Below are 23,034 nucleotides of genomic sequence, written 5' to 3'. Positions count from 1 at the left end.
AATGAACGGAATAAGAGTTATTATTATTTTCACGCTTTTATTTATTATGATGAAAATGTGGAGAAATCTGCACTTTTCCCTATTTCACCTCCACAATGTTACAATTTGAAATACTCCTCTCAGAGGCAGCATAATCAAATACACAACTTTACGGATATCGCTATAGCCTTCTCTTTCTTCAAAATTTATATTTAATAAACCATGAATATCCTATAGCTAATATATTTTCCAACCGATTTATTTTCCTGAAAATAAAAATACATCCATACATTATTCAGAGATTTTTCATCATGAAATTCATTACCGTGTCACTGCTGGCATGTCTTGCCATCTGGGTATTAAGTTTACCGGATATTGCCACCTTACCCGCCTTTATCTATTGGCGAAATATGCTGGTTCAATTGACGGGTTTTATCGCCGTACTCTGTATCACTGGATTGCTTATCATGGCACTCCATCCGGCATTTCTGGAGAAATGGCTGGGGGGCATGGATAAACTGTATCTGTACCACAAATCGCTGGGCATCGGCGCAGGGGTTGCTACCCTGCAGCACTGGTTCTTTGCCAAATTGCCGAAAATAGCCGCCGCGCTGGAGTGGATAGCACCAGGACGCCGCCAGCCACACCCGATTGACCCCTTGCGTGGCATTATGAATGAACTGGGAGAAATATCCTTTTATTGCATGATACTTTTTATTGCTATCAGCCTGATAAAATGGATTTCCTATAAAAACTTCCGTGTCATTCACAAAGTGGGAGCGGTTATCGCGCTGCTGGGCATTCTTCATTCATTTTATATGATTAACAGCGATATGCGCTGGACGGCATTTGGCATCGCCTGCATGGTGTTATGTTTTATTTCTTCGTTAATTATTATTTATTCGCTGGCCGGACGTATTGGTAGAAAAAATCATTTTCCGGCAAAAATAACCGCCGTCAGCAAAATAAACGAGTCAACGCTAGAATTAACCCTCAGTACTCCGGCATCTTTTTCTCAACGCTATCAGGCTGGCAAATTTGTTTTTCTGACCACCGATCCGAAAGAAGGCAAACACCCGTTTACCGTCAGCCGGTACGATGCGGACAACCATACGCTGGCACTCACCATCAAAGCTCTGGGAGACTACACTACGTCACTGGTGAACCACCCAAATCTAGTGGGAACATCCGTGGTGATGGAAGGCCCTTATGGTGAATTCACCCTGCCGGAGCACCCCGATAAAAAAACCTACTGGGTCGCTGGGGGCATTGGCATTACACCGTTCCTGTCCTGGCTGCATCAGCTACGCACCAGCCATCAACAGCAGCGCAACACCACGCTCTTTTATTGCGTTAATCGTGAAAGCGACCTTATCCACCAAGATACGCTGGAAACACTGGCACGCGAGGCAGACATCGATCTGCGCATCCTGGTACGCGACCGTGATGGGTTACTCGACCCCGCGCCGATGAACAGCGACAACTGCGCCGGGGTCTGGTTCTGTGGGCCCATTGGCATGCGGCGCTACCTGCAACAACACCTTGATCAGACCGCGTTGCATTTCGAGCAGTTCAATTTCCGCTAACAGCCAGCTGATGCAACAGCCCGGCCCGCACAGGCAAAACGCGCGATTGAGCACATGGCGGATAGCGCGCTAACCTGCGAGCTCATACAAGCGGTATCACGCACGTAAAAAAAACCGCACCTTACTGAGTTGGGTATCCAACTTTTGGGGTGCAGTTCATAAAGGCGGCTCTCGTTACGCGTGATATCGGTCTGATATCTCTCGTTATTAGTTGTACAGCTCAGCGACGCCTTGCAACTGGTTATCGCTGCTGGTGGCAGAGATGATGCGGAACGATTTAGCACCGGCGGCATCCGCTTTTTCAGACAGCTTAGCCTGCAGGCCGTCCAGCGTATTCGCCGTGGCGCTGACAGAACCGACAGACTGACTGACAGACTGCTGTACTTCAGTCGCCGCGAAAGAGCCGAAAGAAACGGTAGCCAGTGCGATAACTACAGCAATATTTTTGATAGCGTTCATGGTTATATCCTTCACAGTGTATTCGGTTAGTGTTCTTTACTGGAGGCGTTATCGCCTTCGATGAAAGTGATAATAGACCTGTTATCAGCTCGTTAAAAACGGGTTTATTTGCAGATATCTTTCAAATTTTATGAAATAAAAAACGTCGTGTTCGCCCTTCACCTGCCCGCCTTGACTTACCCCAAAAGCAGATATTTATTGCCGGTTTTGTACTTTGTGGTTTTGCCATGCCTGTGGAAGTATCCCTTTTGTATGACAGCCTTTTTCCGGCCCTGACGTCACCTGCACAGTGGCTGGCATCACTCTGATAACTAAAAGGAAAAAACCATGTCTGGTTTCTTGAACGCTCAACAGAAGCGGGGAATGGGTCTGCTTGTTTCATTCGCACTACTGGGAAATGGCGTACAGGCGATGGCGGCCGACGTTGCGCCAAAAACTGGCGGCACCTTGATCTATCTGGAACAACAACCACACACCAATTTGTATCCGCCCGCAGGCGGTTTTTATCCTAATGGCGGTATCCTCAACCAAATCACCGATAAGCTGACGTATCAGAACCCGGAAACGTTGGACATCGAACCCTGGATTGCAGAATCCTGGACCATTAACGCCGACAGCACCGAATACACATTCCGGTTACGCCCTGGCGTCACTTTCTCTGACGGCACACCGCTGGATGCCAACGCCGTCGCTAAAAATTTCGACACCTATGGGCTGGGCAACAAAGAACTCAACCAGCCGATTTCCGAAGTCATCAACAACTACCAGCGCAGCGAAGTGATCGACCCGCTGACGGTGAAGTTCTACTTCAAAAAACCGTCGCCCGGTTTCCTGCAAGGCACCTCCGCTATCGGTTCAGGTCTGGTGTCGCTGAGTACGCTAGCCCGTAATTTCAACCAGCTAGGCGATGCGACCCACATCATCGGCTCCGGCCCATTTGTGGTCAGCAGCGAAAAACCGGGGCGCGAACTGAAACTGGTGGCCCGTAAGGATTACCACTGGGCACCGGTGAATTTTGCCCATCAGGGCCGCCCTTATCTGGATGGCATCACCTATCTGGTGACGCCGGAAGACAGTGTGCGCATTGGTGCACTGGTCTCCGGTCAGGCGGATTTTATCCGTCAGATCCAGGCCTATGACGAACAACGGGTGCAGAGTGAGGGGATTCGGATCTACGCCGCCCCGACCCGCGGGGTGAATAACAGTATCAACTTCCGCCCGGATAACCCGCTGGTGGCGGATATCCGCGTGCGTCAGGCACTGAGTGACGCCACCAACCCCAAAGAAATCATCCAGACGCTGTATTCCAATAATTACCCACAAGCCACCTCGGTACTGGCGAAAACCGCCGCCGGTTACATCAACCTGTCCGATAAGCTGACGTTCGACCCAGCCGCCGCCGCCCGTCTGCTGGACGACGCGGGCTGGAAAATCGGTGCGCAGGGCGTCCGACAGAAAGACGGCCAATCGCTGGTGTTGACCGCCTACGAATCGCCGCCACAGCCGCAGAACAAAGAGATGTTGCAGTTGGTGGCGCAGCAGTGGGCCAAAGTGGGCGTGAAATTGAACGTACTGGCAGGCGATGCGGGCACCAAAACCGTCGATAGTCTCGACCCGCTGAAAACCGGCGTATCGCCGGGCATGGTGGGCCGGGCGGACCCGGATGTGCTGAAAAGCCAGTATTACCCCACCTTGCGCAATGTGCTGCTGCAAAAAGGCGGAGCCAGCGACAAGGTACAAACCTTTGAAGACACCCACCTTAATACCCTGTTGGATGGCATCGCCTCCGCGACCGACCGCAACAAACGGCTGGAGCTGGTCGGCGAAGTACAGAACTACCTGATCGATAAGGCATACGTGATTCCGATTTTTGAAGAGCCGCAGGTGTTCGCCGGTCGCGCCAGCACGAAAGGCATAGGCTTTGAGGCGGTGGGACGCCCCAGTTTCTACAACACCTGGCTGGATAAGTAACCGGGCATCGGCGACGGAGGGCAAAACATGCGCATAGCCTATCTGGCGACACGCCTCGGACATGCACTGCTGGTGCTGTGGGCGGCATTTACCTTGTCGTTCATGCTGCTGCAGGCACTGCCGGGTGACGCGGTGCTGATCAAATTCATGAACCCGGAGCTGGGACTCAGCGCCAGCCAAATCGCGCAATTGCGACAGGCCTACGGTGCCGACGTGCCGTTGCTGACCCAGTATGCAGCGTCACTGTCACGCCTGCTGCACGGCGACTTCGGGCTGTCATTGCAGGCCGGGTTGCCCGTCAGCGAGTTACTGGCAACCAACCTGCCCCCCACCTTGCTGCTGGCGGTGCTGGGGTTCGGTGCGGCGTTGCTGCTGGCGATCACGCTGGCGTTTCTCTCGGCGCTGGCCCCATTCGCCTGGCTGCGCCAGCTCTTTCAGTCCGTACCGTCGCTGCTGATATCCATCCCCACGTTTTGGCTCGGCATCGTATTGATCCAGGTGTTTTCCTTCCGGCTGGGCTGGATTTCGGTGATCAATCCCGGCGAATGGGAAGGACTAGTTTTGCCAGTCCTGACACTCTCCGTACCGATTGCCGCCCCGATTGCTCAGGTATTGATGCGCAGCATCGATCAGGTACTGGCACAACCGTTCGTGGCGGTGGCGCGCGCCAAAGGCCTGAGTCGTCAGAGTGTGTTATGGCGTCATGTGGCGCGCAACGCCGTACTGCCTGCACTGACGCTGGCAGGTCTGCTACTGGGCGAATTAATCGCTGGTGCACTCATCACTGAAACCGTGTTTGGCCGCAGCGGACTGGGGCAGTTAACGCAGGAAGCGGTCAACACGCAGGACGCCAGCGTGTTGCAGGCCATCGTGCTGATTTCCGCCACCGCTTTTGTGGTCGTCAACCTGCTGGTCGACCTGCTCTACCCGTTGCTTGATCCGCGGCTGAAAACCGCATTGGAGGTGTGATATGGCGAGCATTCAACTGGAAAAAATCACCTTTCCGCTGCTGCGCAAAACACCGCGTCTGCGCCGTTATGCCGCGCAACCCGGTCTGGTGCTCGCCTGGCTGGTGCTAATGACAGTGTCGCTGTGGGCGCTGTTCCCCAGCCTGTTTACCCATGTGTCACCGATTGAGGGTGTGCCGGGCGCACAACGGCTGGCACCGGGTGGGACGTACCTGCTAGGCACCGACCAACTGGGGCGAGACCTCTACACCCGTATCGTCTATGGCTCGGCGCACTCACTCTCTGGCGCGGTGGTGGCCGTCTCGCTGGGTTTGGTACTCGGTAGCCTGCTGGGGCTGCTGGCAGGTGCGGTGGGTGGAAAGCTGGATACGGTGGTGATGCGCAGCGTCGATGTGCTACTGGCTATTCCCGGCTTGTTGCTGGCGCTGAGCGTCATCATCCTGCTGGGGTTTGGCAATCTGCATGCGGCTATCGCGGTGGGCGTGACGTCGGTGGCGAATTTTACCCGGCTGGTACGTGCGGAAGTGCTGCGCGTACGCCGCAGCGATTATGTTGAAGCGGCGTTTGGCAGCGGTGGCACCTTCTTGGGCGTGCTGTGGCGTCACATTCTGCCTAACTCCCTCACCAGCGTACTGGCATTCGCCGCGTTGCAATTCGGCAGCGCGATTCTGGCACTCGCCACGCTGAGTTTTCTCGGCTATGGCGCACCACCACCGACGCCGGAATGGGGATTGCTTATCGCCGAAGGCCGTAATTATCTGGCCACCGCCTGGTGGCTGACCACCTTCCCCGGCCTGCTGGTGGTCGCGGTGGTGCTGGCGACCAATCGCATCAGCCAGTCTATTCGGAGGCCAACGCGATGAGCCTGCCGCTGAGTTTACAACACAGCCCGGCCACACCGGTGCTGGAGCTGGAAGATGTCGCCATCGCCTACCGTGACGACGACGGTGAACGCACGGTGGTGGAAGGGGTGTCCTTCGTCATTCAGTCCGGCGAAGTGGTGGCGCTGGTAGGAGAGTCCGGTTCCGGCAAAACTACCACCGCACAGGCGGTGATCGGCCTGCTGGCGCACAACGGCCGCCTGACGCGTGGAGCCATTCGCCTTAACGGCACCGAGATTAGCCGATGGTCGCCATCACGACTGGACAGCATTCGTGGCCGGGTGGTCAGCCTGGTGCCGCAAGACCCCGGCAATTCGCTCAACCCGGTGAAAACCATCGGCGAGCAGGTGGAGGAGATTTTACGGCTACACCCAAAAAGCGATCGTCGTAGCCTGCGCCAGCAAACGCTGACACTGTTAACGCGCGTCGGGCTGAGCAGACCGGAGCTGCGCGCCAGCCAGTACCCGCACGAGCTCTCCGGTGGCATGAAACAGCGGGTGCTGATCGCTATCGCCATCGCCTTGAAACCGGCATTGATCATCGCCGACGAACCCACCAGCGCGCTGGATGTCACGGTGCAAAAACGCATTCTCGACCTGTTGGACGAACTGCGCCGGGAGAACAACACCGCCATTTTGTTCGTCACCCACGATCTCCGGGTGGCGGCCGAGCGCGCCGACCGCCTGCTGGTGTTCCAGAAAGGTTATATTCAGGAGCAGGGGCCAGCCCGACAGGTGCTGAGTGCGCCGCAAAGCCAGTACGCCCGCACCCTGCTGGCCAACATCCCCTCGCTGACTCACCGCCCATCACGTGTAGCGCTGAACCGGCCTGCCACCGGTCAGCCGATGGTACAGGTGGAACAGTTAGTACAGGAATTCCCACTGGCGGGCGACCATAAGCAGCGATTTAGGGCGGTGGATACGGTGTCGTTTAGCGTGGCTCCCGGCACCACACACGCCATTGTCGGCGAGTCCGGCTCCGGCAAGACCACTACCGCGCGCCTGATTCTTGGCTTCCAGCGCCCAACGGCCGGCCGCATTCTGATCGACGGCACCGACATGACGCCACTGCGCGGCGAAGCGCTACGTCAATTCCGCCAGACCATTCAGCTGGTTTATCAAAATCCGTTTAGCTCACTCGACCCGTCACAGCGCTTGTTCGATATCGTGGAAGAACCGCTGCGCAACTTTAACCGCCACTCCCGCACAGAACGGGCCAGCCGGGTTCATGAGATGTTCGAACGGGTGGCGCTGCCTGCCTCGCTACTGCAACGCCGTCCGGCAGAACTGTCCGGCGGCCAGCGTCAGCGGGTCGCCATCGCTCGCGCGCTGGTGCTGGAGCCGAAAGTGCTGGTGCTGGACGAAGCGGTCTCCGCGCTGGATGTCACCGTACAAGCGCAAATCCTGCGCCTGTTGGACGAGTTACAAGCCTCGCTGGGGCTGACCTACCTGTTTATTTCCCACGACCTCGCCGTGGTACGGCAGATAGCCGATACCGTTTCCGTGCTGTACCACGGCAAACAGGTGGAGTCCGGGCCGGTCGAGCGCATTTTTGCCCAACCGGCTGAACGTTATACCCAGGAACTGATCGAGGCGATTCCCGGTCAGCACCACCTCTCTTAAGGGACATAAACCAAGGATTTAATCATGACTCAAAAACGTCTGGGGTTTTTCACCCGCTTGCTGGATGACGTGCCCGCCGGGCAACGTTACCGCTTAGCCGCCGAACAAATCATCAACGCTGAGCAACTGGGCTTCGACAGTGCCTGGGTGGCCCAGCATCACTTTCACGCCGATGAAGGCGGCCTGCCGTCACCGTTGGTGTTTCTGGCGCAAGTCGCCGCGCAGACCCAACGTATTCGGCTTGGTACTGGGGTGATTACCCTGCCGATGGAACACCCGTTGCGGGTGGCAGAAGATACCGCCGTACTTGACCTGCTCAGCAACGGTCGGCTGGAAGTCGGTATCGGCTCCGGCGGCACGCCGTCATCGTTCGCCGCGTTCGGCCATAACAGCGAACAGCGCGGCGAGATTCTGGGCCGCTATCTGGCACAGGTACGCGCCGCCTGGGCGGGCGAACCGCTGAGCGCTGACGGCAATCAGCTTTATCCGGCCGCTGCGCACCTCAATCGCCGCGTATGGCAGGCCACGTTTTCCGTGGAAGGCGCTATCCGTGCCGGTCGCGCGGGCGATGGGCTGATGCTGTCCCGTACCCAGCCGCGCCCGGAGGCTTTCCCGGATGCCACGCTGGCCGACCTGCAAAACCCGATGATCGACGCCTATCTGGAGGCGCTGCCGTCCGGCGTCACACCGCGCATCATGGGTTCGCGCAGTGTGTTCGTCGCCGATGACTGGGCGCTGGCGCTGCAACTGGCGCAAACCGGGCTGCAACGTTCCGCTGCCCGGCTGGCGCAGTTGGGCCGTCCGGCACGTAACGGCTCGGTAGAGGAACTGATCGCCTCATTCGACAGCCACGTTGGCACACCGGAAGACGTCATCGCCTCACTACAGGCGGACAGCTCGCTGGCGCGGACCACTGATCTGGCGTTTCAGGTACATTCTATCGACCCGCCACACGCCCATATTCTGCGCTCGCTGGAGTTGATTGCCACCCGGGTTGCCCCCGCACTGGGCTGGTCGCCGGTAAAAGACAAACACACCCGCCCGGTCGGGCAGGAGGTCGCATGACACAGTCAACATTCGATATACAGTCAACATTCGATATAGTGGATACGCTTTCGGAAATTGCCCCGGATTCGCCGCTGGCGCAGGCCAGAGCGACGCGTGATGCTGCCACCCGGCATACGCAAGGTAGCTACGACGCGCTGTTCAGCCAGACGACAAGCGACACGTTACCGCTGGCATTGCGCTTTTTTATCGCCGAAAAGGTCAGCGGCTGGCATCAGAACGCCCGTTTACAGCACTTTTATGCCCAACGGCTGGCAGATTTTCCGCCCCCGGCGCCCGGCGCAGCGCTGGACCTGGCGCTGGAACATGCCGAACGTCTGGCATTACAGCCCATCTCCGCACAACCGGAATCCTTGCAGGCACTGCAACAAGCGGGTTGGGCAGTAGACGATATCGTCACCCTGTCGCAACTGGTCGCGTTTGTCAGTTTTCAAAGCCGCTTGCTGTACGGCTATCGACTACTGGCCGGTCACGCCGAAGAACGGGCACCCGTTGTTCCCGCCGCTGTCGCTGGTCTCTGGCATACCCAGGCACTGACCAACAGCGGCAAAACCGCTCCGAATGCGTTTACACAGGGTGAACTCGGCTGGGAACCGTGGCTCCCGGCCAAACCGCTGGCGGAATTTACCCCAGATGAACAAGCGATTCTGGCGCGTTTCGGTCATACCGATTCCGACTACTTCCGCTTGCTGGGCCGCAACCTGCCGGTGCTGGAGCAACGCACCCTCACCGACAAGGGCATCTTCTATACGTCCGGCGGACTGCCGCGTCAGGACCGGGAACTGGCTGCCGCCGCCGTCAGCAAGGTAAACGGCTGTATTTATTGCGCCTCGGTACACGCCCGCAAGGCCAGCCAACTGTCGAAGCAGCATGACGCCGTACAGCGCCTGCTTGACGTACCACCGGGGGAAGATCTTGCCGCCGGACAGCACCCACGCTGGCAGGCGATTATCACCTTCACCGCCCGGCTCTCCACCACGCCATCGCAGGCCAACGCACAGGATCTGGCGCGCCTGCGTGAACAAGGGCTGGACACACTGGAGATTCTCGACCTGATTCAGTCCACCGCGTTTTTTGCCTGGGCCAACCGGTTGATGCTGACGCTGGGCGAGCCGTTCTGGCCGGGAAACCGGGGCTGACAACATCAGCCGTACCGTCCACAGCAATACCGTCCACAAGAATACCGTTCACCATGCCTGGCCTTGTTTGCTCCGAATTATTCCTAAGAGCAAACAAGGCGCATTGCGTGCGTTTTTCGCTTTCGGCTCATCCTTCCCGCACAAATGGCGTCATTCCCCACACATCAGATCATCAATACTCCGTACTCACCACATAATCAGGAGAGGTCACGATGTCTGTCTTTCAGTTAAGAACCTACACATTGAAAACGGCGGCAGCGGCCAGCCAGTACGCTGAAATCTGGTATCGCCACATTGAGAGCCTGAAACTGTTTCACATCGAAACGCACGGTGTTTTTCGCCCGCAGGAGAATGACCGCCAGGTGGTGGCGCTGGTGAGTTATGCCGACGGCGTGGACATTCAGGCAACGACACTCGCTTACATGTCCAGCGATGCATTTCATGCCGATATGGCGGGATTTGAGATGGCGATGATCGAAAATGTAGAGGAAACGCAACTCGTTGCTTTACCCGCCTCACCGCTGCAATAACGCTACCCCCATTCTGGGGAATACCTGCCGTCAGGCAACCTGTGGGTTACCTGACGGCGTGACCACCAGACGGAAGGTGGCAGGTGGATAACGCGGGTTACAGCGTCTGCCCCAGTGCCTGACGCAGGTAGGCACCAGCACCCAGTAGCCCCGGCTGCGGGTGCGTTATCATAAACACCGGAATATCGGCCAGATAATCGCGAAAACGCCCTTTGTCTTCAAAAGCGCCGCGAAAACCGGAGTTACGGAAGAACTCAAGAAAACGTGGCACAATGCCGCCTGCAATATAGACGCCGCCAAACGTGCCGAGATTCAGCGCCAGATTGCCGCCAAAACGCCCCATCAGCACGCAAAATAACGACAACGCCCGCAAACAGTCGACATCGCTGTGCGCCAGCGCGCGTTCAGACACGATCTGCGGTGTCAGCGCTTCCGGCACCCGATCATCCGCTTTAACGATCGCGCGGTAAATATTCATCAGGCCCGGCCCGGACAGCACACGCTCCGCGGAAACATGCCCCAACTCCTGACGCAGCACCTGCAACAGGATGTCCTCTTCTTCGCTATTTGGCGCGAAATCGACGTGGCCGCCTTCACCCGGCAGGCTCAGCCATTTCCCGTCAACCGGTAACAGATGCGCCACACCCAGCCCGGTCCCGGCACCGTATACCGCCACCGGCTTACCTGCCACGGGCGCTTCGCCCCCCAGCTGAATCACATCTTCTGGCGTCAGCACCGGCACCGCCATGCTGACGGCGGTGAAATCGTTGATCACGGCCAGGCGATCAAACCCCAGGTTCTGCTGCATCGCCGAAATGGAAAACGCCCAATGGTGATTGGTCATCGACACCCAGTCGCCGGTCACCGGGCAGGCGATAGCGATACAGGCCGCTTTGATGGTGAGATCCGCGTGTTCGGTCAAAAACAAACGAATCGCCGCTTCCAGACTGTCGTGTTCCTGAACCGCATATTGTTTGCTGTGCGACAGATGCCCATTTGCCAGTTCACACAAGGCGAGACGGGCGTTGGTGCCACCGACATCGCCTACCAGCGCATACTGATGCATAAATTACGTTCTCCCATTGAAATGTCACCATGCGTGCCTGGGCACACAAAGAAAGCTGTACGCCGCTACGCGAATAGCAAGGCTACGCGAATAGCCAGCACACCGAATCTCGCTCATCTTCACTGGTCATCCATGTCATCGGGGAAACGTAACGCGATAAATCAGGCCGTTTCCCCCCGTTTCAGCCGCAGCATAAAATCCCGAAAAGCAGGGATCAGGTCACGAAACAGCGGCTCTTTGCGGTGGACCATCATCACTTCGCCAAATAGCTTTAGACCTGTGCAAAACGCGGCGACGTCCGAGTCCGGTAAGATCCCTTTTGACCGAACTTTCTCAATAATTTCCAGAATATCGTCATGATTGGTGGCGTCAAACGTCAGTGAACGATTTTGCGGCTTATCGTCGCGATTATCGGTGAGATTTTCCAGCGTGATACGATAGTGATAAGGCATGGTTTTATCCTTGCGGCGACATGATGTGATGAAATGGGCGGCGGTCTCCGCCACATGGTTGATAATGTCAACCATATAACCGAATAGTTGATAAGGTCAACAAATTAATGCATGACACTCTTGATACCCAGACGTTTGAGTTGCTGGGCGAAGTGATCCACGGTGTTAAACAGCGGCTACAGGAGAGCGACGCACTCACGCAAACGGGACTCGCCCCGTTTCAGGCGCGTACATTAGGATTGATTGCCCGCCACCCAGGTCAAAGCCAGCATTTTCTGGTGCAGTACATGGGTAGGGATAAGGCGCAGATTGCCCGCCTGCTGAAAGAGCTGGAAACGCTGGGGTTGATCACCCGAGAGCCTTCCCCCACCGATCGCCGGGCACAGGTGGTATTACTCACGAAAAAAGGTGAAGACACCCATCGTCTTTTTGCGCAGGCGCGCACCGAGCTGCTGCAACGTGCCTTTGTCGACGTAACAGCGGAAGAACGCCGCCAGTTCGCGCGGGTATTGCAGAAGATGAAGGCGAATCTGGTCGCGCCGGACTAATACCGAAACCCGATCGCGCCCCGGAACTCAGGGTATCGGAACGTTACGCACCCGGCTGGTAGATATCCTTGCGAACAAACGTCCAGGCATAGTCCTGACGATTGATAGGCTCGTATCCGATTTTCTGGTACAGCCACGGCGCGGTGGACGTCAGCAGCAACTGACGACGCAAGCGTTGCAACCGCGGGTGCCGGATGGTGCACTCCACCAGAAAACGCCCTAACCCAGCGCCCTGATGTGCAGGTAAGACAAAGACATCACACAGATAACCGAACGTGGCGAAGTCCGTCACCATGCGGGCAAAACCAATCTGACGCGCCTGGTGGTACAACCCAAAACACAAGCTGTTGGCGACAGACAGCGCGACCGTTTCCCGGTCGATACCCGCGGCCCAACTGGAGGTGGTGAGATAACCATGAATGATGTCCAGGTCAAGCCGCCGCGGATCCGTCGAAACCTGATAGCTCTCTTGTTCCCATTGTGCTGACACTGCTTATTCCTTCTGGCTGTGATGAGAATTCATCATCTCACCAGAGCGTCTTGCTGCACAACGCCGACCATAGCGGTCGCAACCACTGGGCGACAACGCCCTGAATAGCGTGAAACTGCCTGAAGCCTGATACCGTCTCTGATATTGGCGCAATGAAATGAATAGGGTAAACCGTTCCTTGATAAGGTTCAGCGCTGTCGGTGCACCGTGCATTTTTATGGCCACTCAACCAGCACATGCCCGATGACAAGACAGGCTGCCTGTCCGTACGTCACATCCATCATCAATCTGTTTTTTTCATTATTGTATAACAATCTACCATTAATACTGACTAACATGGGTAAAGCGGGTTAACAGGCTACGCCTGACACAGTGTCTGAACCAACGTCCAGACGGCGGTTGCGGCGGTAGACAGCGAGCGATTGCGGCGACGTACCAATTGCAGCCGTCGGTTCTCCATCGGCCATAACTGGCGCACGGCCAGGCCTGCGCATTCAAGGGAAGACAACGCCAGTTGTGGGATAACCGACACCCCAATCCCCGACTGTAAAATACGAAAAATGGTGGTGACATGCCCAAGCTCCTGAATGACATGTGGCGTAACACCATGACGAATCAATGCGTTATCGATTAAAGGGCGGCTACCTGAAGCATAATCCAGCAACACCAGCTCCTGATTTTGCAAATCACGCCATGTCACTCGGTTTAGCCGTGCAATCGGGTGGCTCTCGGGCAACACCAGACAGAACGGTTCCTCCATAAACGTTTCGGTATACAGATCAGTGGGTACGGAAGATTCGATAACCACACCGAAATCCACCTCGCCATCCACCACCATCTGCATCGCCTGCTGCTGTACCCGATCATGGATAATCAGATTGACCTGCGGATAATTCTCAGCAATCTGCGCGATACAGTCAGGCATAATCCCTGCCGAAATCGTCGGACTGGTGGCGACGTGAACTAACCCTCGTCGTCGCTCCGCCCGGCTTTGAGTGTTACACAGTGTCGTTTCCAGTTCCCCCAGCACCCGACGGAGTGCCTCAGACAACTCAGCCCCTTCTTGCGTTAACAATACCTCTCGGGTCGTACGTTCAAATAACCGGATCCCCAACTCATTTTCCAGGTCACCAATACTGTGACTCATCGCAGATTGCGTCAGGGAAATCATGTTGCCTGCACGGCTAAAGCCATGATGCTCGGCAACGGCTAAAAAAATGCGTAACTGTCTTAACGATATATTTGAAATATTCATGATTTTAAGTCATCGATAGATTAAAAAAAACATTTCCACAGCCGACGGCTTGTGGTTATTAATAAATACCAGAAAAAGAACGAAGCGCAATTTTATTATGACGACGACAAACTCGTTATCAAAATGGCCACAAATACCGGTACAACACTATTAAAGAGGCTGTATTCAATGCAAAAAAAGACGATTAGTTATTAACTGGTAACGACAATGTTTCACCTTGCTTTATCGTCGATAACATTGAATGGCGCAGGTGACCTATTCATGATGAGTGGTATAAGCATTTCCTTAATCACTCTTGATATTAAAACCGTCACCATCAGCATCCAGAAAAATACGGTGATTTAACACACTATCCGGTTTCATGTAGCCAGGGGAAATAATTAAAAACTGAATCAATTAGCCGGGTAAACAATAACTCATCCGACACACAGGTTGTCATCGCGTAAAGTCATATCGTAGGAATAAGTAAAAAATGGAGGAAAGCAAGACAATCAACACACCTGCAAATAAAAGAAATCATAAATAGATAAACCAAGTAAACACGTTGTGAATAAGTGGCCATGGTGATGGCCACATTATTCCCTTCCTGTTTCGCCCTAACGCTTACTTTCAGATTCTCTAAATCAGGAGAGTGTATTATGAGTGAATTAATAACTATGCAAAAGCGAACGGATAAGGACATACTCGGTTTCAACCGATGGTGGCTTTTTGTATTAGCCTTTCTGGCGATGTCGGTTATTAGCCCTTATGAATATGCCTGGTCGGTTATTGCACCGCACTTTGCAAAAACATATGGCTGGGAGCCAACAAAAATATCGCTTATGTTCAGTATGTTCGTTATTTTCCAGGCCTTCGGTACCCTGCCAGGCGGCATCTTTCGGGACAAGTTTGGGCCGAAAATGGTGTCCGTCGTGGCGGGGATTTTTTCAGGCATCGGCCTGCTGGTATGCGCATTCGGGCAGACGCTGTCGTATAACATCGTGCTCACCGTCTGGTGTATCGGCTGTTTCTTCTGCGGATTTGTCTACAACGCGGCAATCACCACCTGTAACAAGTGGTTCCCCGACTACAGGAACATCACCATCGGCCTTATCTCCGCGGCGTTCTCCTGGGGAGCATTGCCTTTTATTTTCCCTATTCGAAACATTCCGGAAGATGCCCCAGACAGTGTCTTTTTCAATGTTATTTTTATTATGGCGGCGGTTATCTCCGGTGTGATTATTATTACCGGGTTGCTCATGAAAGACCCGCCGAAAGGCTGGAGTCATGTCACCTCCTCATCAGCAAAAAAACATCCCGTAGCAAAACGCCCTTGTGAAAAACAATACAGTATGGGAGAAGCAATGCATACCTGGCAGTTCTGGGTGTTAATTGCTTCTTTCGTTTTAGTCTCTGCATCCGGTTTAACGTTTATTTCAAACAGCATTAAATTTGCGTCTGCGTTTCATTTCAGCCTGACGGCCGGTACCGTCATCACCGTCGGAATGGCAATGACAAGCGGTCTTAGCCGGGTGGTTGGCGGCTGGATTGCAGATAAAATCGGCATCGATAAAACCATGACTATCTTTTATATCCTGTGCGGGCTTTTTTCGCTTATCGCGCTGTTTCTGGCGCAAGCAGGCAGTGCGACAGGATTTATCAGCAGCTGCATTATATCGATATTCTTCTGGGGTGCATTATATTCACTGTTTGCGTCAATCGTGGGGTATTACTACGGTGAAGTCGCTTCCGGCTCCAACTACGGCATGCTGTATGCCTCTGCTAAAGGGATAGGCGGAATTTATGGCGGCGTACTCTCCGCCTATTTAATTACTACCTATGGCCACCCCTTCACCATTATTGCGTCCTCCATTATGGCGTTACTTTCCGGGCTCATTCTTATTCCGCTTTGGAAACATCCTCCCGTCTGGAAAGAAACGGATGGAATGCTCATCACCACGCACTAACAACGCAAACCTATTACAGAAATTCATGATATTGGAAATGAAAAGCGAGGTCTTATGTCTGCTATTACCGAAATCGATACTGCTAATGCGGCAGCATCAGAAAAAACAACATTGATTGATGGATTTCACCTCTTTCTGGAGGCACTCAAACTCAACAATATCGATACCCTGTTCGGCTTACCCGGTATCCCGATTACCGATCTGCTGCGTATGGCCCAGGCAGAAGGGCTGCGAGTGATTTCGTTCCGTCATGAACAGCACGCCGGTAACGCGGCGGCGGCGGCAGGTTTTCTTACCGGTAAACCCGGCATTTGTATGACGGTGTCCGCACCGGGCTTTCTGAACGGCCTGACCGCGCTGGCTAACGCGACGACCAACTGTTTCCCGATGATCCTGATCAGTGGCTCCAGCGAGCGTGAAATCGTCGACTTACAACAAGGCGATTACGAAGAAATGGATCAACTGGCTATCGCTAAACCCCTGTGTAAAGCCGCCTTCCGAGTGTTACGGGCTGAAGACATCGGCGTCGGTATCGCCCGCGCCATCCGTGCCGCCGTCTCCGGACGCCCCGGCGGGGTTTATCTGGATTTGCCTGCCAAATTGTTCTCGCAAACCATGCCGCGAGATACCGGACGCCGGTCACTCATCAAGGTTGTCGACCCAGCGCCTCGCCAGCTCCCGGCCCCGGATTCGGTTGCCCGTGCGCTTACGTTGCTCAAAAACGCCAAAAAACCGCTCATTTTGCTGGGCAAAGGCGCGGCCTATGCGCGAGCTGACGCCGAGATTCGCACCCTGGTCGAAAAAACCGGTATTCCCTACCTGCCGATGTCGATGGCCAAAGGTTTACTGCCGGATACGCATGAACTATCGGCCGCCGCCACACGCTCCTATGTCTTGAAGGAAGCGGATGTGGTGGTGCTGATCGGCGCACGCCTAAACTGGTTGCTCTCACACGGTAAAGGCAAAACCTGGGGGCAGGAAAACGGGCCGAAGCACTTTATTCAGATTGATATCGCGCCGACTGAAATCGACAGCAATGTCGCCATCGATGCGCCGCTTATCGGTGATATCGGCTCTTGCGTCACTGCGTTGCTAAACGGCATCGGCAATGACTGGGCTAAGCCGTCGAATGACTGGACCGGCGTTATCGCCGAACGCAGGGCCAAAAACATCAACAAGATGGCCGACATGCTGGCCGCCCGTCCATCACCGATGAATTTCCATAGTGCATTAAGCGTGGTGAAAGCGGTCGTGAAGGATAACCCGGAAGCGATTGTCGTCAGCGAAGGGGCCAACACACTGGATTTTGGCCGCAGCATCGTCGACATGTACCTGCCGCGCAAACGTCTGGATGTCGGCACCTGGGGGGTGATGGGCATCGGCATGGGCTTTGCTGTCGCCGGCGCGGTGGTCACGGGTAAACCCGTTATCGCCATTGAAGGCGATTCCGCCTTCGGTTTTAGCGGCATGGAAGTGGAAACGATCTGCCGTTACCACCTGCCCGTCTGCATTGTCGTGTTCAACAACAACGGCATCTACAAAGGGACCGACACCAACGCCTCTGGTGGCGATGACATGGCACCCACCGTGTTCGTCAAAGACGCGCGCTACGAAATGATGATGCAGGCGTTTGGCGGCGTCGGCGCGCATGTCACCACCACGGATGAATTGCATCGCGCCATGAACGAGGCCATTGCCTCCGGTAAGCCAACACTTATCAACGCGGTTATCGACGAGACGGTCGGCACCGAAAGTGGCCGCATCACCAACCTGAACCCAGCCAAAGCCATCAAAAAATAATCGCTTTGGTCATTCGTACATAAACTGGAGATAGTGCTATGAATAACAACAAAGATCTGCCGTTGGCTGGCGTCAAAATCATCGACTTCACCCACGTACAGGCAGGCCCGGCCTGCACACAAATGCTGGCGTGGTTCGGTGCCGATGTCATCAAAATCGAACGTCCGGGTTCAGGCGATATCACCCGTAACCAATTACGCGACATCCCGGATGCAGACGCGCTGTATTTCACCATGCTCAACAGCAACAAGCGCTCACTGACCCTGGATACCAAAAAGCCCGAGGGCAAGGAAGTGCTGACCCGGCTTATCAAAGAATCCGACGTGATGGTGGAAAACTTCGGCCCCGGCGCGCTGGACCGCATGGGGTTTACCTGGGAGCACATTCAGGAACTGAACCCTCGCATGATCCTGGCGTCTGTCAAAGGCTTCAGCGAAGGCCACCACTACGAGCACCTGCGAGCCTATGAAAACGTGGCGCAATGCGCCGGTGGGGCCGCATCCACCACTGGCTGGTGGAAGGGGGACAATGCTGTACCGACCATTTCAGCCGCGGCGCTGGGCGACAGCAATACCGGTATGCATTTGGCCATCGGTATTCTGACCGCGTATATCGGCCGCCAAAAAACCGGCAAGGGGCAGAAAGTAGCCTGCGCCATGCAGGACGCCGTGCTCAACCTCTGCCGCGTCAAAATGCGCGACCAGTTGCGTCTGGATAAGGTCGGCTATCTGGAAGAGTACCCGCAATATCCGCATGAACCGTTCTCCGATGTGGTACCGCGTGGCGGTAACGCCGGTGGCGGCGGCCAGCCCGGTTGGATCCTCAAGTGCAAAGGCTGGGAGACCGACCCTAACGCCTACATCTACTTCACGGTACAAGACCTGGTCTGGACGCCAATTTGCGATGCGATAGAACGCCCGGAATGGCGCGACAACCCGGCCTATACCACGCCCAAAGCCCGCCAGCCGCACATCATGGATATTTTCGGTGCCATCGAGAGTTTCATTCTGAGAACCGACAAAAACAAATTCGACGCGGTGGAATACTTCGGTAAGTTCGGCATCCCCTGTGCGCCGGTGATGTCGATGAAAGAGCTGCTGCACGACGAGTCGCTGCGTAAGAGCGGTTCTATCGTCGAAGTACCGCACAAAGTACGTGGCAGCTACTGGACCGTCGGCTGCCCTATCAAGTTCTCGTTGCTCAAACCGGAGATTACCGCCTCACCGCTGCTCGGCGAACACACCGACGATGTACTGGTGGAACTGGGCTACTCGCCAGAGCAGATTGCGCTGATTCATGCAGCCAAAGCGGTGTGAGCACGATGGCACTCACACCCATGACGCTCACATTACAGCAGCCCACACTACAGCAGTTCCTGACTGTGTTGGGAGATGCCGTGGTTATTTGCGATGCCGACGGTCTTATCACCGCCTGGAACCCTGCAGCCGAACGTCTGTTCGGCTACACCCAGAGCGAGGCACTAGGTGCCTCGCTCGACATCATCATTCCTGAACGCCAACGCCAGCGGCACTGGTCCGGCTATCACCAGACCATGCAAAGCGGCCTCACCCGGTACGGCACCTCGCTGCTTCGCGTACCGGCCCTGACACGCGATGGCAAGACCATTTCCATCGCCTTCACCGTAGCCCTGTTACCCGCGCAAGGCGGGCAGCCTGTCTCCATCGTCGCCATCATCCGCGACGATACGGCACGCTTTAATGAAGAACGCGCCTGGCGCCAACGCCTGGCTGAGGCAGAACAACGGGCTACGCCACCGTCCTCATCAGACGGCTAATGACACGCCCTGACCGTCACCACAGAGGTTCAGGGCACACCGCCCCAAAGAACAGTGACAGAGGTGAAGAAAACCAAGGAGAATTTTCATGAGCAAAGCACTCGACGGGATCAAAATTATCGATTTTACCCATGTGCAATCTGGCCCAAGCTGTACCCAATTGCTGGCCTGGATGGGCGCAGACGTTATCAAGATAGAGCGTGTCGGCGAGGGTGATGCAACACGCAAGCAATTACGCGACATTCCCGGCGTCGACAGTTTGTATTTCACCATGCTAAATCACAATAAACGCGCCGTGACACTCAACACCAAAACACCCGAAGGCCTGCAAATCGTCGATAGCCTGATCCAACGCTGTGACGTACTGGTGGAGAATTTTGCACCCGGCGCGCTGGATCGCATGGGTCTGACCTGGGAGCACATCCATGCCGTCAATCCGCGGCTGATTCTCGCCTCGGTCAAAGGCTTCGGCCCTGGCCGTTACGAGGACTGCAAATCCTACGAGAATGTGGCGCAATGTGTTGGCGGTGCCGCATCAACCACCGGTTTCGATAATGGTCTGCCGATTGTGACCGGCGCACAGATAGGCGACTCAGGTTCCGGTTTGCACCTGGCATTGGGGATTGTCAGCGCGCTTTTCCAGCGTCACACCACCGGTCGCGGGCAAAAAGTCTCGGTATCGATGCAAGACGCGGTGCTCAATCTGTGCCGGGTCAAACTGCGTGACCAGCAAAGGCTGGAGCGCACCGGCGTGCTGGAAGAGTACCCGCAATTCCCGGATGGTCACTTTGGTGAAGCCGTACCACGCGCCGGTAACGCGTCAGGCGGCGGCCAGCCGGGGTCGATCCTCAAATGCAAGGGGTGGGAAACCGACCCTAACGCCTACCTGTATTTCATCGCCCAGGCGGCGGTCTGGCCGGCGATATGTAACCTGATCGGTGAGCCCGGCTGGATAGCGGACACGCGTTTCAATACTCCCGCAGCCCGCCTGCCACGACTCAACGCCATCTTCCAGCGCATCGAACAGTGGACGATGACCCGAAACAAATTTGAGGTGATGGAAATCCTCAACCACTATGACATTCCGTGCGGCCCGGTGCTTTCAATGCAGGAGATAGCCAGAGATGACGCCCTGCGTGCCAGCGGAACCATCGTCGATGTTGATCACCCAACGCGTGGCAGGTACACCACCGTCGGCATGCCGATAAAAATGTCCGACAGCCCGGTGGATATTACCCGCTCGCCGTTACACGGCGAGCATACCGACGAGGTGCTGAGCGAGCTGGGGTATGACCGCGAGGCGTTAGCCGCCCTGCGCGACAGGCAGGTCATTTGATAGCGCCTCTTAGGGATACCGTCGGTGACACGACATGGCGTCTGTCACCGGCCCTGCTCCCATTACGCATCGCGTTGTTTCGCCACATCACCGCCGTTGGCAAGCCGAGTACGCTGACCATAGCGGTAGACCCAAACTTGCACCACCAGCAACATGGTCAGCGGCAAACCGTGGAACAGCACAATTACCGCCGCAGGCGTCCACCAGACATAGAATGGTGCCACCAGCAGCATGCCGATACCGAACCCGGTCATCTGCATCAACGTCAGCAGGCTGAATATAGGTAACCGCAGGGATTCCGGCTCGCTTTGCGCACGGGAAATCAGGCTAACTTCCGCCACGCCGTCGCCAATACCCGCCCACACCACAAACACCAACAGCCACGCCAGCCCGGTTTGCTGAAAGGTCAGAATAAAACCGGTGGACATCAACGCTACCCCGATAAAAAAGGCCCGTTCCATTGTCCGCTGCTGCCCTTGCCGGAGCAAAACGCCGCTCCCCCGCGCCCCTGCGAATTTACCCACCGCCCACAATGCCAGCATCAGGCCCATGGTCTTACTGGCACTGTCGGGCGAGATCAACGCGGACAAGACCGGAAAGCCCACGTTATGCGCCGCACTGCCAAGCGTATCCGCCATACTGACGATCAGCATGCCTGCCAGCATCGGTGCGCCACGCAACCCTTCACGCAGTTGCCGCCATTCGCTGAACCGATCGCGCTGGCTCGCCCGGGGCTGTGGTTTTTCAACCATGCGCAACGGCAGAATCAACAGCGCGGCGGCCAGATAAGTGGCGACATTCAGCATAAAGACCACCGGGTAGCCGAAACCGGCGACCAACAGGCCCGACACCAGACTGCCTAATACCGCGCCACTGGCTGCCACCGAGGTCAGCCAGGCATTGGTGGTCAGCCGCAGGCTGGGTTCCACCCAGTAGGGCAACTGGCTGTTCAGCCCAATCGCAAACATGGCATTCCCCACCCCGACCCCGAGCGCGATCACCGGTAATAACGGCAATTGCCACGCGGGCGGCAACACCAGCAATAGCGAAAGCAACGCCGCTCGCAGCAGGTCAAACCCCACCAGCGACGAACGCCCCTGAAAACGCCGGAAAAACGGCGTACCCACAAGACTTGCCAATAATCCACCGGCCACCCGACAAGCCAGAAAAATGCTGACGTTTACCACACTGTTGCTCAGCAGATACACGTAGGTGGACAACGCCACCATGTTCAGAAAGGCACCAAAGTCGGAAATAAAACGCGCCGCGATGATCAACCCGGCGTTACGCCGGGATTGCCCGATGTCACTCTCATGATGCTCAGCCATGACGGATTACCCTTTGTTTTCCCTGTGATGTTCCCTGTTGTACTGTCTGTTTTATTGCCTGCTGTATTACCTGCTGTATCGTCCGCTAGCCTTCCTGCATCGGCCGAAACGTCACCAGCAACAAATCCCGGTAAGCGGACGTCGCCTCTGCGACCGGGCAAACCGGTCCGGCACGGTGATATAACTTTTTATCATCCACAATCAGGGTCTCCAGGAACTGGCTCATTGCCGTTGCCAGCAATGGCGGATCATGGTCCTCGGCGGAGGTGAAAATTTCGGACACCACCGGCTGCGTCCCTTCACTCTGGATAAAGTGCATACAGATCCACGCCATCCCATCCTGATGGATGCCGGACGTGGTCGGGCTGCTGTTGCCTTTTTCCGCCCTGACCCGGAACTGATGGATGTCGATAGCATACGACCGTTCGGCGGCCATCCACGGGCGTATCATCGCCATATCCGTCACCACGATGCGTTGTAGTAACGGATGGCGGATAAACCCGTCTTCGGCATACTGCAGGCGGTTTGGCCCCGGTTTGTAATCAATGTTGTAAGTCACCGTAGAGCAATAATCCGCATCGGCGTTTAGTTGCAGCGAGCGGTCAGGATGGCAGAAAAACCGCAGGATTCGTCGTTCGCGGCGGGTATAACTTTTAAAATTTTCATCCTCGACCAAATTATCCCAGTAGGCTTTGAAGCTCTGTTCTTCCTCCAGATCTACGGCAATCCACTCCTGGCTGGCGTGAAGATGACAATACCCCTGCCGCTTGAGTTGCTCGGTAATGCCATCTGCATTAAACCTGTTTGTATTCATGGTG

At 55.6% G+C, this 23,034-nt stretch carries 21 protein-coding genes; 14 read left to right on the top strand and 7 right to left on the bottom strand.

Translation table 11 applies throughout. The features are described 5' to 3' along the window. Positions 1–290: 290 nt before the first annotated feature. Positions 291–1,565: a ferredoxin reductase family protein gene (locus DZE2538_RS00285; protein ID WP_038915295.1), complete on the top strand. Its 1,275-nt coding sequence runs from the start codon at positions 291–293 to the stop codon at positions 1,563–1,565. Between the two features lie 207 nt (positions 1,566–1,772). Here the strand turns inward: DZE2538_RS00285 and DZE2538_RS00280 are convergent, their stop codons facing one another. Continuing rightward, positions 1,773–2,024: a YdgH/BhsA/McbA family protein gene (locus DZE2538_RS00280; protein ID WP_023638574.1), complete on the bottom strand. Its 252-nt coding sequence runs from the start codon at positions 2,022–2,024 to the stop codon at positions 1,773–1,775. A gap of 411 nt (positions 2,025–2,435) precedes the next feature. On the opposite strand from DZE2538_RS00280, the gene DZE2538_RS00275 reads away from it, so the two are divergent. From DZE2538_RS00275 to DZE2538_RS00245, 7 genes are all read left to right on the top strand, one after another. Then, positions 2,436–3,995: a TIGR04028 family ABC transporter substrate-binding protein gene (locus tag DZE2538_RS00275; RefSeq protein WP_236617027.1), complete on the top strand. Its 1,560-nt coding sequence runs from the start codon at positions 2,436–2,438 to the stop codon at positions 3,993–3,995. Between the two features lie 27 nt (positions 3,996–4,022). Beyond that, a complete protein-coding gene (locus DZE2538_RS00270; protein ID WP_023638572.1) occupies positions 4,023–4,964 on the top strand; it encodes an ABC transporter permease in 942 nt (313 codons plus the stop codon). A gap of 1 nt (position 4,965) precedes the next feature. Next, positions 4,966–5,826: an ABC transporter permease gene (locus DZE2538_RS00265; RefSeq protein ID WP_038915293.1), complete on the top strand. Its 861-nt coding sequence runs from the start codon at positions 4,966–4,968 to the stop codon at positions 5,824–5,826. Further along, positions 5,823–7,466, top strand: coding sequence for a dipeptide ABC transporter ATP-binding protein (locus DZE2538_RS00260; RefSeq protein WP_038915292.1), 1,644 nt, complete (start codon positions 5,823–5,825; stop codon positions 7,464–7,466). The genes DZE2538_RS00265 and DZE2538_RS00260 overlap by 4 nt, the downstream gene beginning before the upstream one ends. A gap of 24 nt (positions 7,467–7,490) precedes the next feature. Next, positions 7,491–8,531 carry a putative FMN-dependent luciferase-like monooxygenase gene (locus DZE2538_RS00255; protein ID WP_038915289.1) on the top strand — a complete coding sequence of 347 codons (1,041 nt, stop codon included), beginning with the start codon at positions 7,491–7,493 and terminating at the stop codon, positions 8,529–8,531. Then, the gene (locus DZE2538_RS00250; RefSeq protein ID WP_038915288.1) at positions 8,528–9,670 is read left to right on the top strand and encodes an alkylhydroperoxidase domain protein; all 1,143 of its coding nucleotides are present in this window, start codon (positions 8,528–8,530) and stop codon (positions 9,668–9,670) included. Before DZE2538_RS00255 ends, DZE2538_RS00250 begins: the two co-directional genes overlap by 4 nt. A gap of 212 nt (positions 9,671–9,882) precedes the next feature. Further along, the gene (locus DZE2538_RS00245) at positions 9,883–10,200 is read left to right on the top strand and encodes an NIPSNAP family protein (RefSeq protein ID WP_023638569.1); all 318 of its coding nucleotides are present in this window, start codon (positions 9,883–9,885) and stop codon (positions 10,198–10,200) included. A gap of 97 nt (positions 10,201–10,297) precedes the next feature. Here DZE2538_RS00245 and glk read toward each other — a convergent pair whose 3' ends face one another. Continuing rightward, positions 10,298–11,266, bottom strand: a complete 969-nt coding sequence (glk, locus tag DZE2538_RS00240) for a glucokinase (protein WP_038912783.1) — start codon at positions 11,264–11,266, stop codon at positions 10,298–10,300. Positions 11,267–11,427: 161 nt separating this feature from the next. Beyond that, the gene (locus tag DZE2538_RS00235) at positions 11,428–11,718 is read right to left on the bottom strand and encodes a DUF3861 domain-containing protein (protein ID WP_023638567.1); all 291 of its coding nucleotides are present in this window, start codon (positions 11,716–11,718) and stop codon (positions 11,428–11,430) included. A gap of 107 nt (positions 11,719–11,825) precedes the next feature. Here DZE2538_RS00235 and DZE2538_RS00230 point away from each other — a divergent pair, with 107 nt between their 5' ends. After that, complete coding sequence (locus tag DZE2538_RS00230) at positions 11,826–12,266, top strand: MarR family winged helix-turn-helix transcriptional regulator (protein ID WP_038915287.1); 441 nt, start codon at positions 11,826–11,828, stop codon at positions 12,264–12,266. Positions 12,267–12,309: 43 nt separating this feature from the next. Here the strand turns inward: DZE2538_RS00230 and DZE2538_RS00225 are convergent, their stop codons facing one another. Both DZE2538_RS00225 and DZE2538_RS00220 read right to left on the bottom strand, forming a co-directional pair. Beyond that, positions 12,310–12,756 carry a GNAT family N-acetyltransferase gene (locus tag DZE2538_RS00225; RefSeq protein WP_012882777.1) on the bottom strand — a complete coding sequence of 149 codons (447 nt, stop codon included), beginning with the start codon at positions 12,754–12,756 and terminating at the stop codon, positions 12,310–12,312. 358 nt (positions 12,757–13,114) lie between these two features. After that, entirely contained in the window at positions 13,115–14,011 is an 897-nt protein-coding gene (locus DZE2538_RS00220) for a LysR family transcriptional regulator (protein ID WP_019844214.1), read from the bottom strand. 638 nt (positions 14,012–14,649) lie between these two features. On the opposite strand from DZE2538_RS00220, the gene DZE2538_RS00215 reads away from it, so the two are divergent. The 5 genes from DZE2538_RS00215 to frc (DZE2538_RS00195) all read left to right on the top strand — a co-directional run bounded on the left by DZE2538_RS00215 (position 14,650) and on the right by frc (DZE2538_RS00195) (position 20,888). Next, on the top strand, positions 14,650–15,957 hold the full coding sequence (locus tag DZE2538_RS00215; protein WP_023638565.1) for an MFS transporter: 1,308 nt from the start codon (positions 14,650–14,652) through the stop codon (positions 15,955–15,957). 54 nt (positions 15,958–16,011) lie between these two features. Further along, entirely contained in the window at positions 16,012–17,757 is a 1,746-nt protein-coding gene (gene oxc / locus DZE2538_RS00210; RefSeq protein WP_038915285.1) for an oxalyl-CoA decarboxylase, read from the top strand. Positions 17,758–17,795: 38 nt separating this feature from the next. After that, on the top strand, positions 17,796–19,073 hold the full coding sequence (gene frc / locus DZE2538_RS00205; RefSeq protein ID WP_038915284.1) for a formyl-CoA transferase: 1,278 nt from the start codon (positions 17,796–17,798) through the stop codon (positions 19,071–19,073). A gap of 5 nt (positions 19,074–19,078) precedes the next feature. Continuing rightward, on the top strand, positions 19,079–19,552 hold the full coding sequence (locus DZE2538_RS00200) for a PAS domain-containing protein (RefSeq protein ID WP_236616982.1): 474 nt from the start codon (positions 19,079–19,081) through the stop codon (positions 19,550–19,552). Positions 19,553–19,640: 88 nt separating this feature from the next. Further along, positions 19,641–20,888, top strand: a complete 1,248-nt coding sequence (frc, locus tag DZE2538_RS00195; RefSeq protein WP_038915282.1) for a formyl-CoA transferase — start codon at positions 19,641–19,643, stop codon at positions 20,886–20,888. Between the two features lie 62 nt (positions 20,889–20,950). Here the strand turns inward: frc (DZE2538_RS00195) and DZE2538_RS00190 are convergent, their stop codons facing one another. Together DZE2538_RS00190 and DZE2538_RS00185 are read right to left on the bottom strand one after the other, a co-directional pair. After that, positions 20,951–22,216 (bottom strand): MFS transporter, encoded by a 1,266-nt coding sequence (locus DZE2538_RS00190; protein WP_038915280.1) that lies wholly within the window; start codon positions 22,214–22,216, stop codon positions 20,951–20,953. A gap of 85 nt (positions 22,217–22,301) precedes the next feature. Continuing rightward, positions 22,302–23,030, bottom strand: coding sequence for a 2OG-Fe dioxygenase family protein (locus tag DZE2538_RS00185; RefSeq protein WP_038915278.1), 729 nt, complete (start codon positions 23,028–23,030; stop codon positions 22,302–22,304). Positions 23,031–23,034 lie beyond the last annotated feature (4 nt).

Source organism: Dickeya zeae NCPPB 2538 (assembly GCF_000406165.1).
Lineage (GTDB): Bacteria > Pseudomonadota > Gammaproteobacteria > Enterobacterales > Enterobacteriaceae > Dickeya > Dickeya zeae.
The sequence above is the reverse complement of the archived record's forward strand: the minus strand, read 5'-3'. Positions and strand labels throughout refer to the sequence as shown.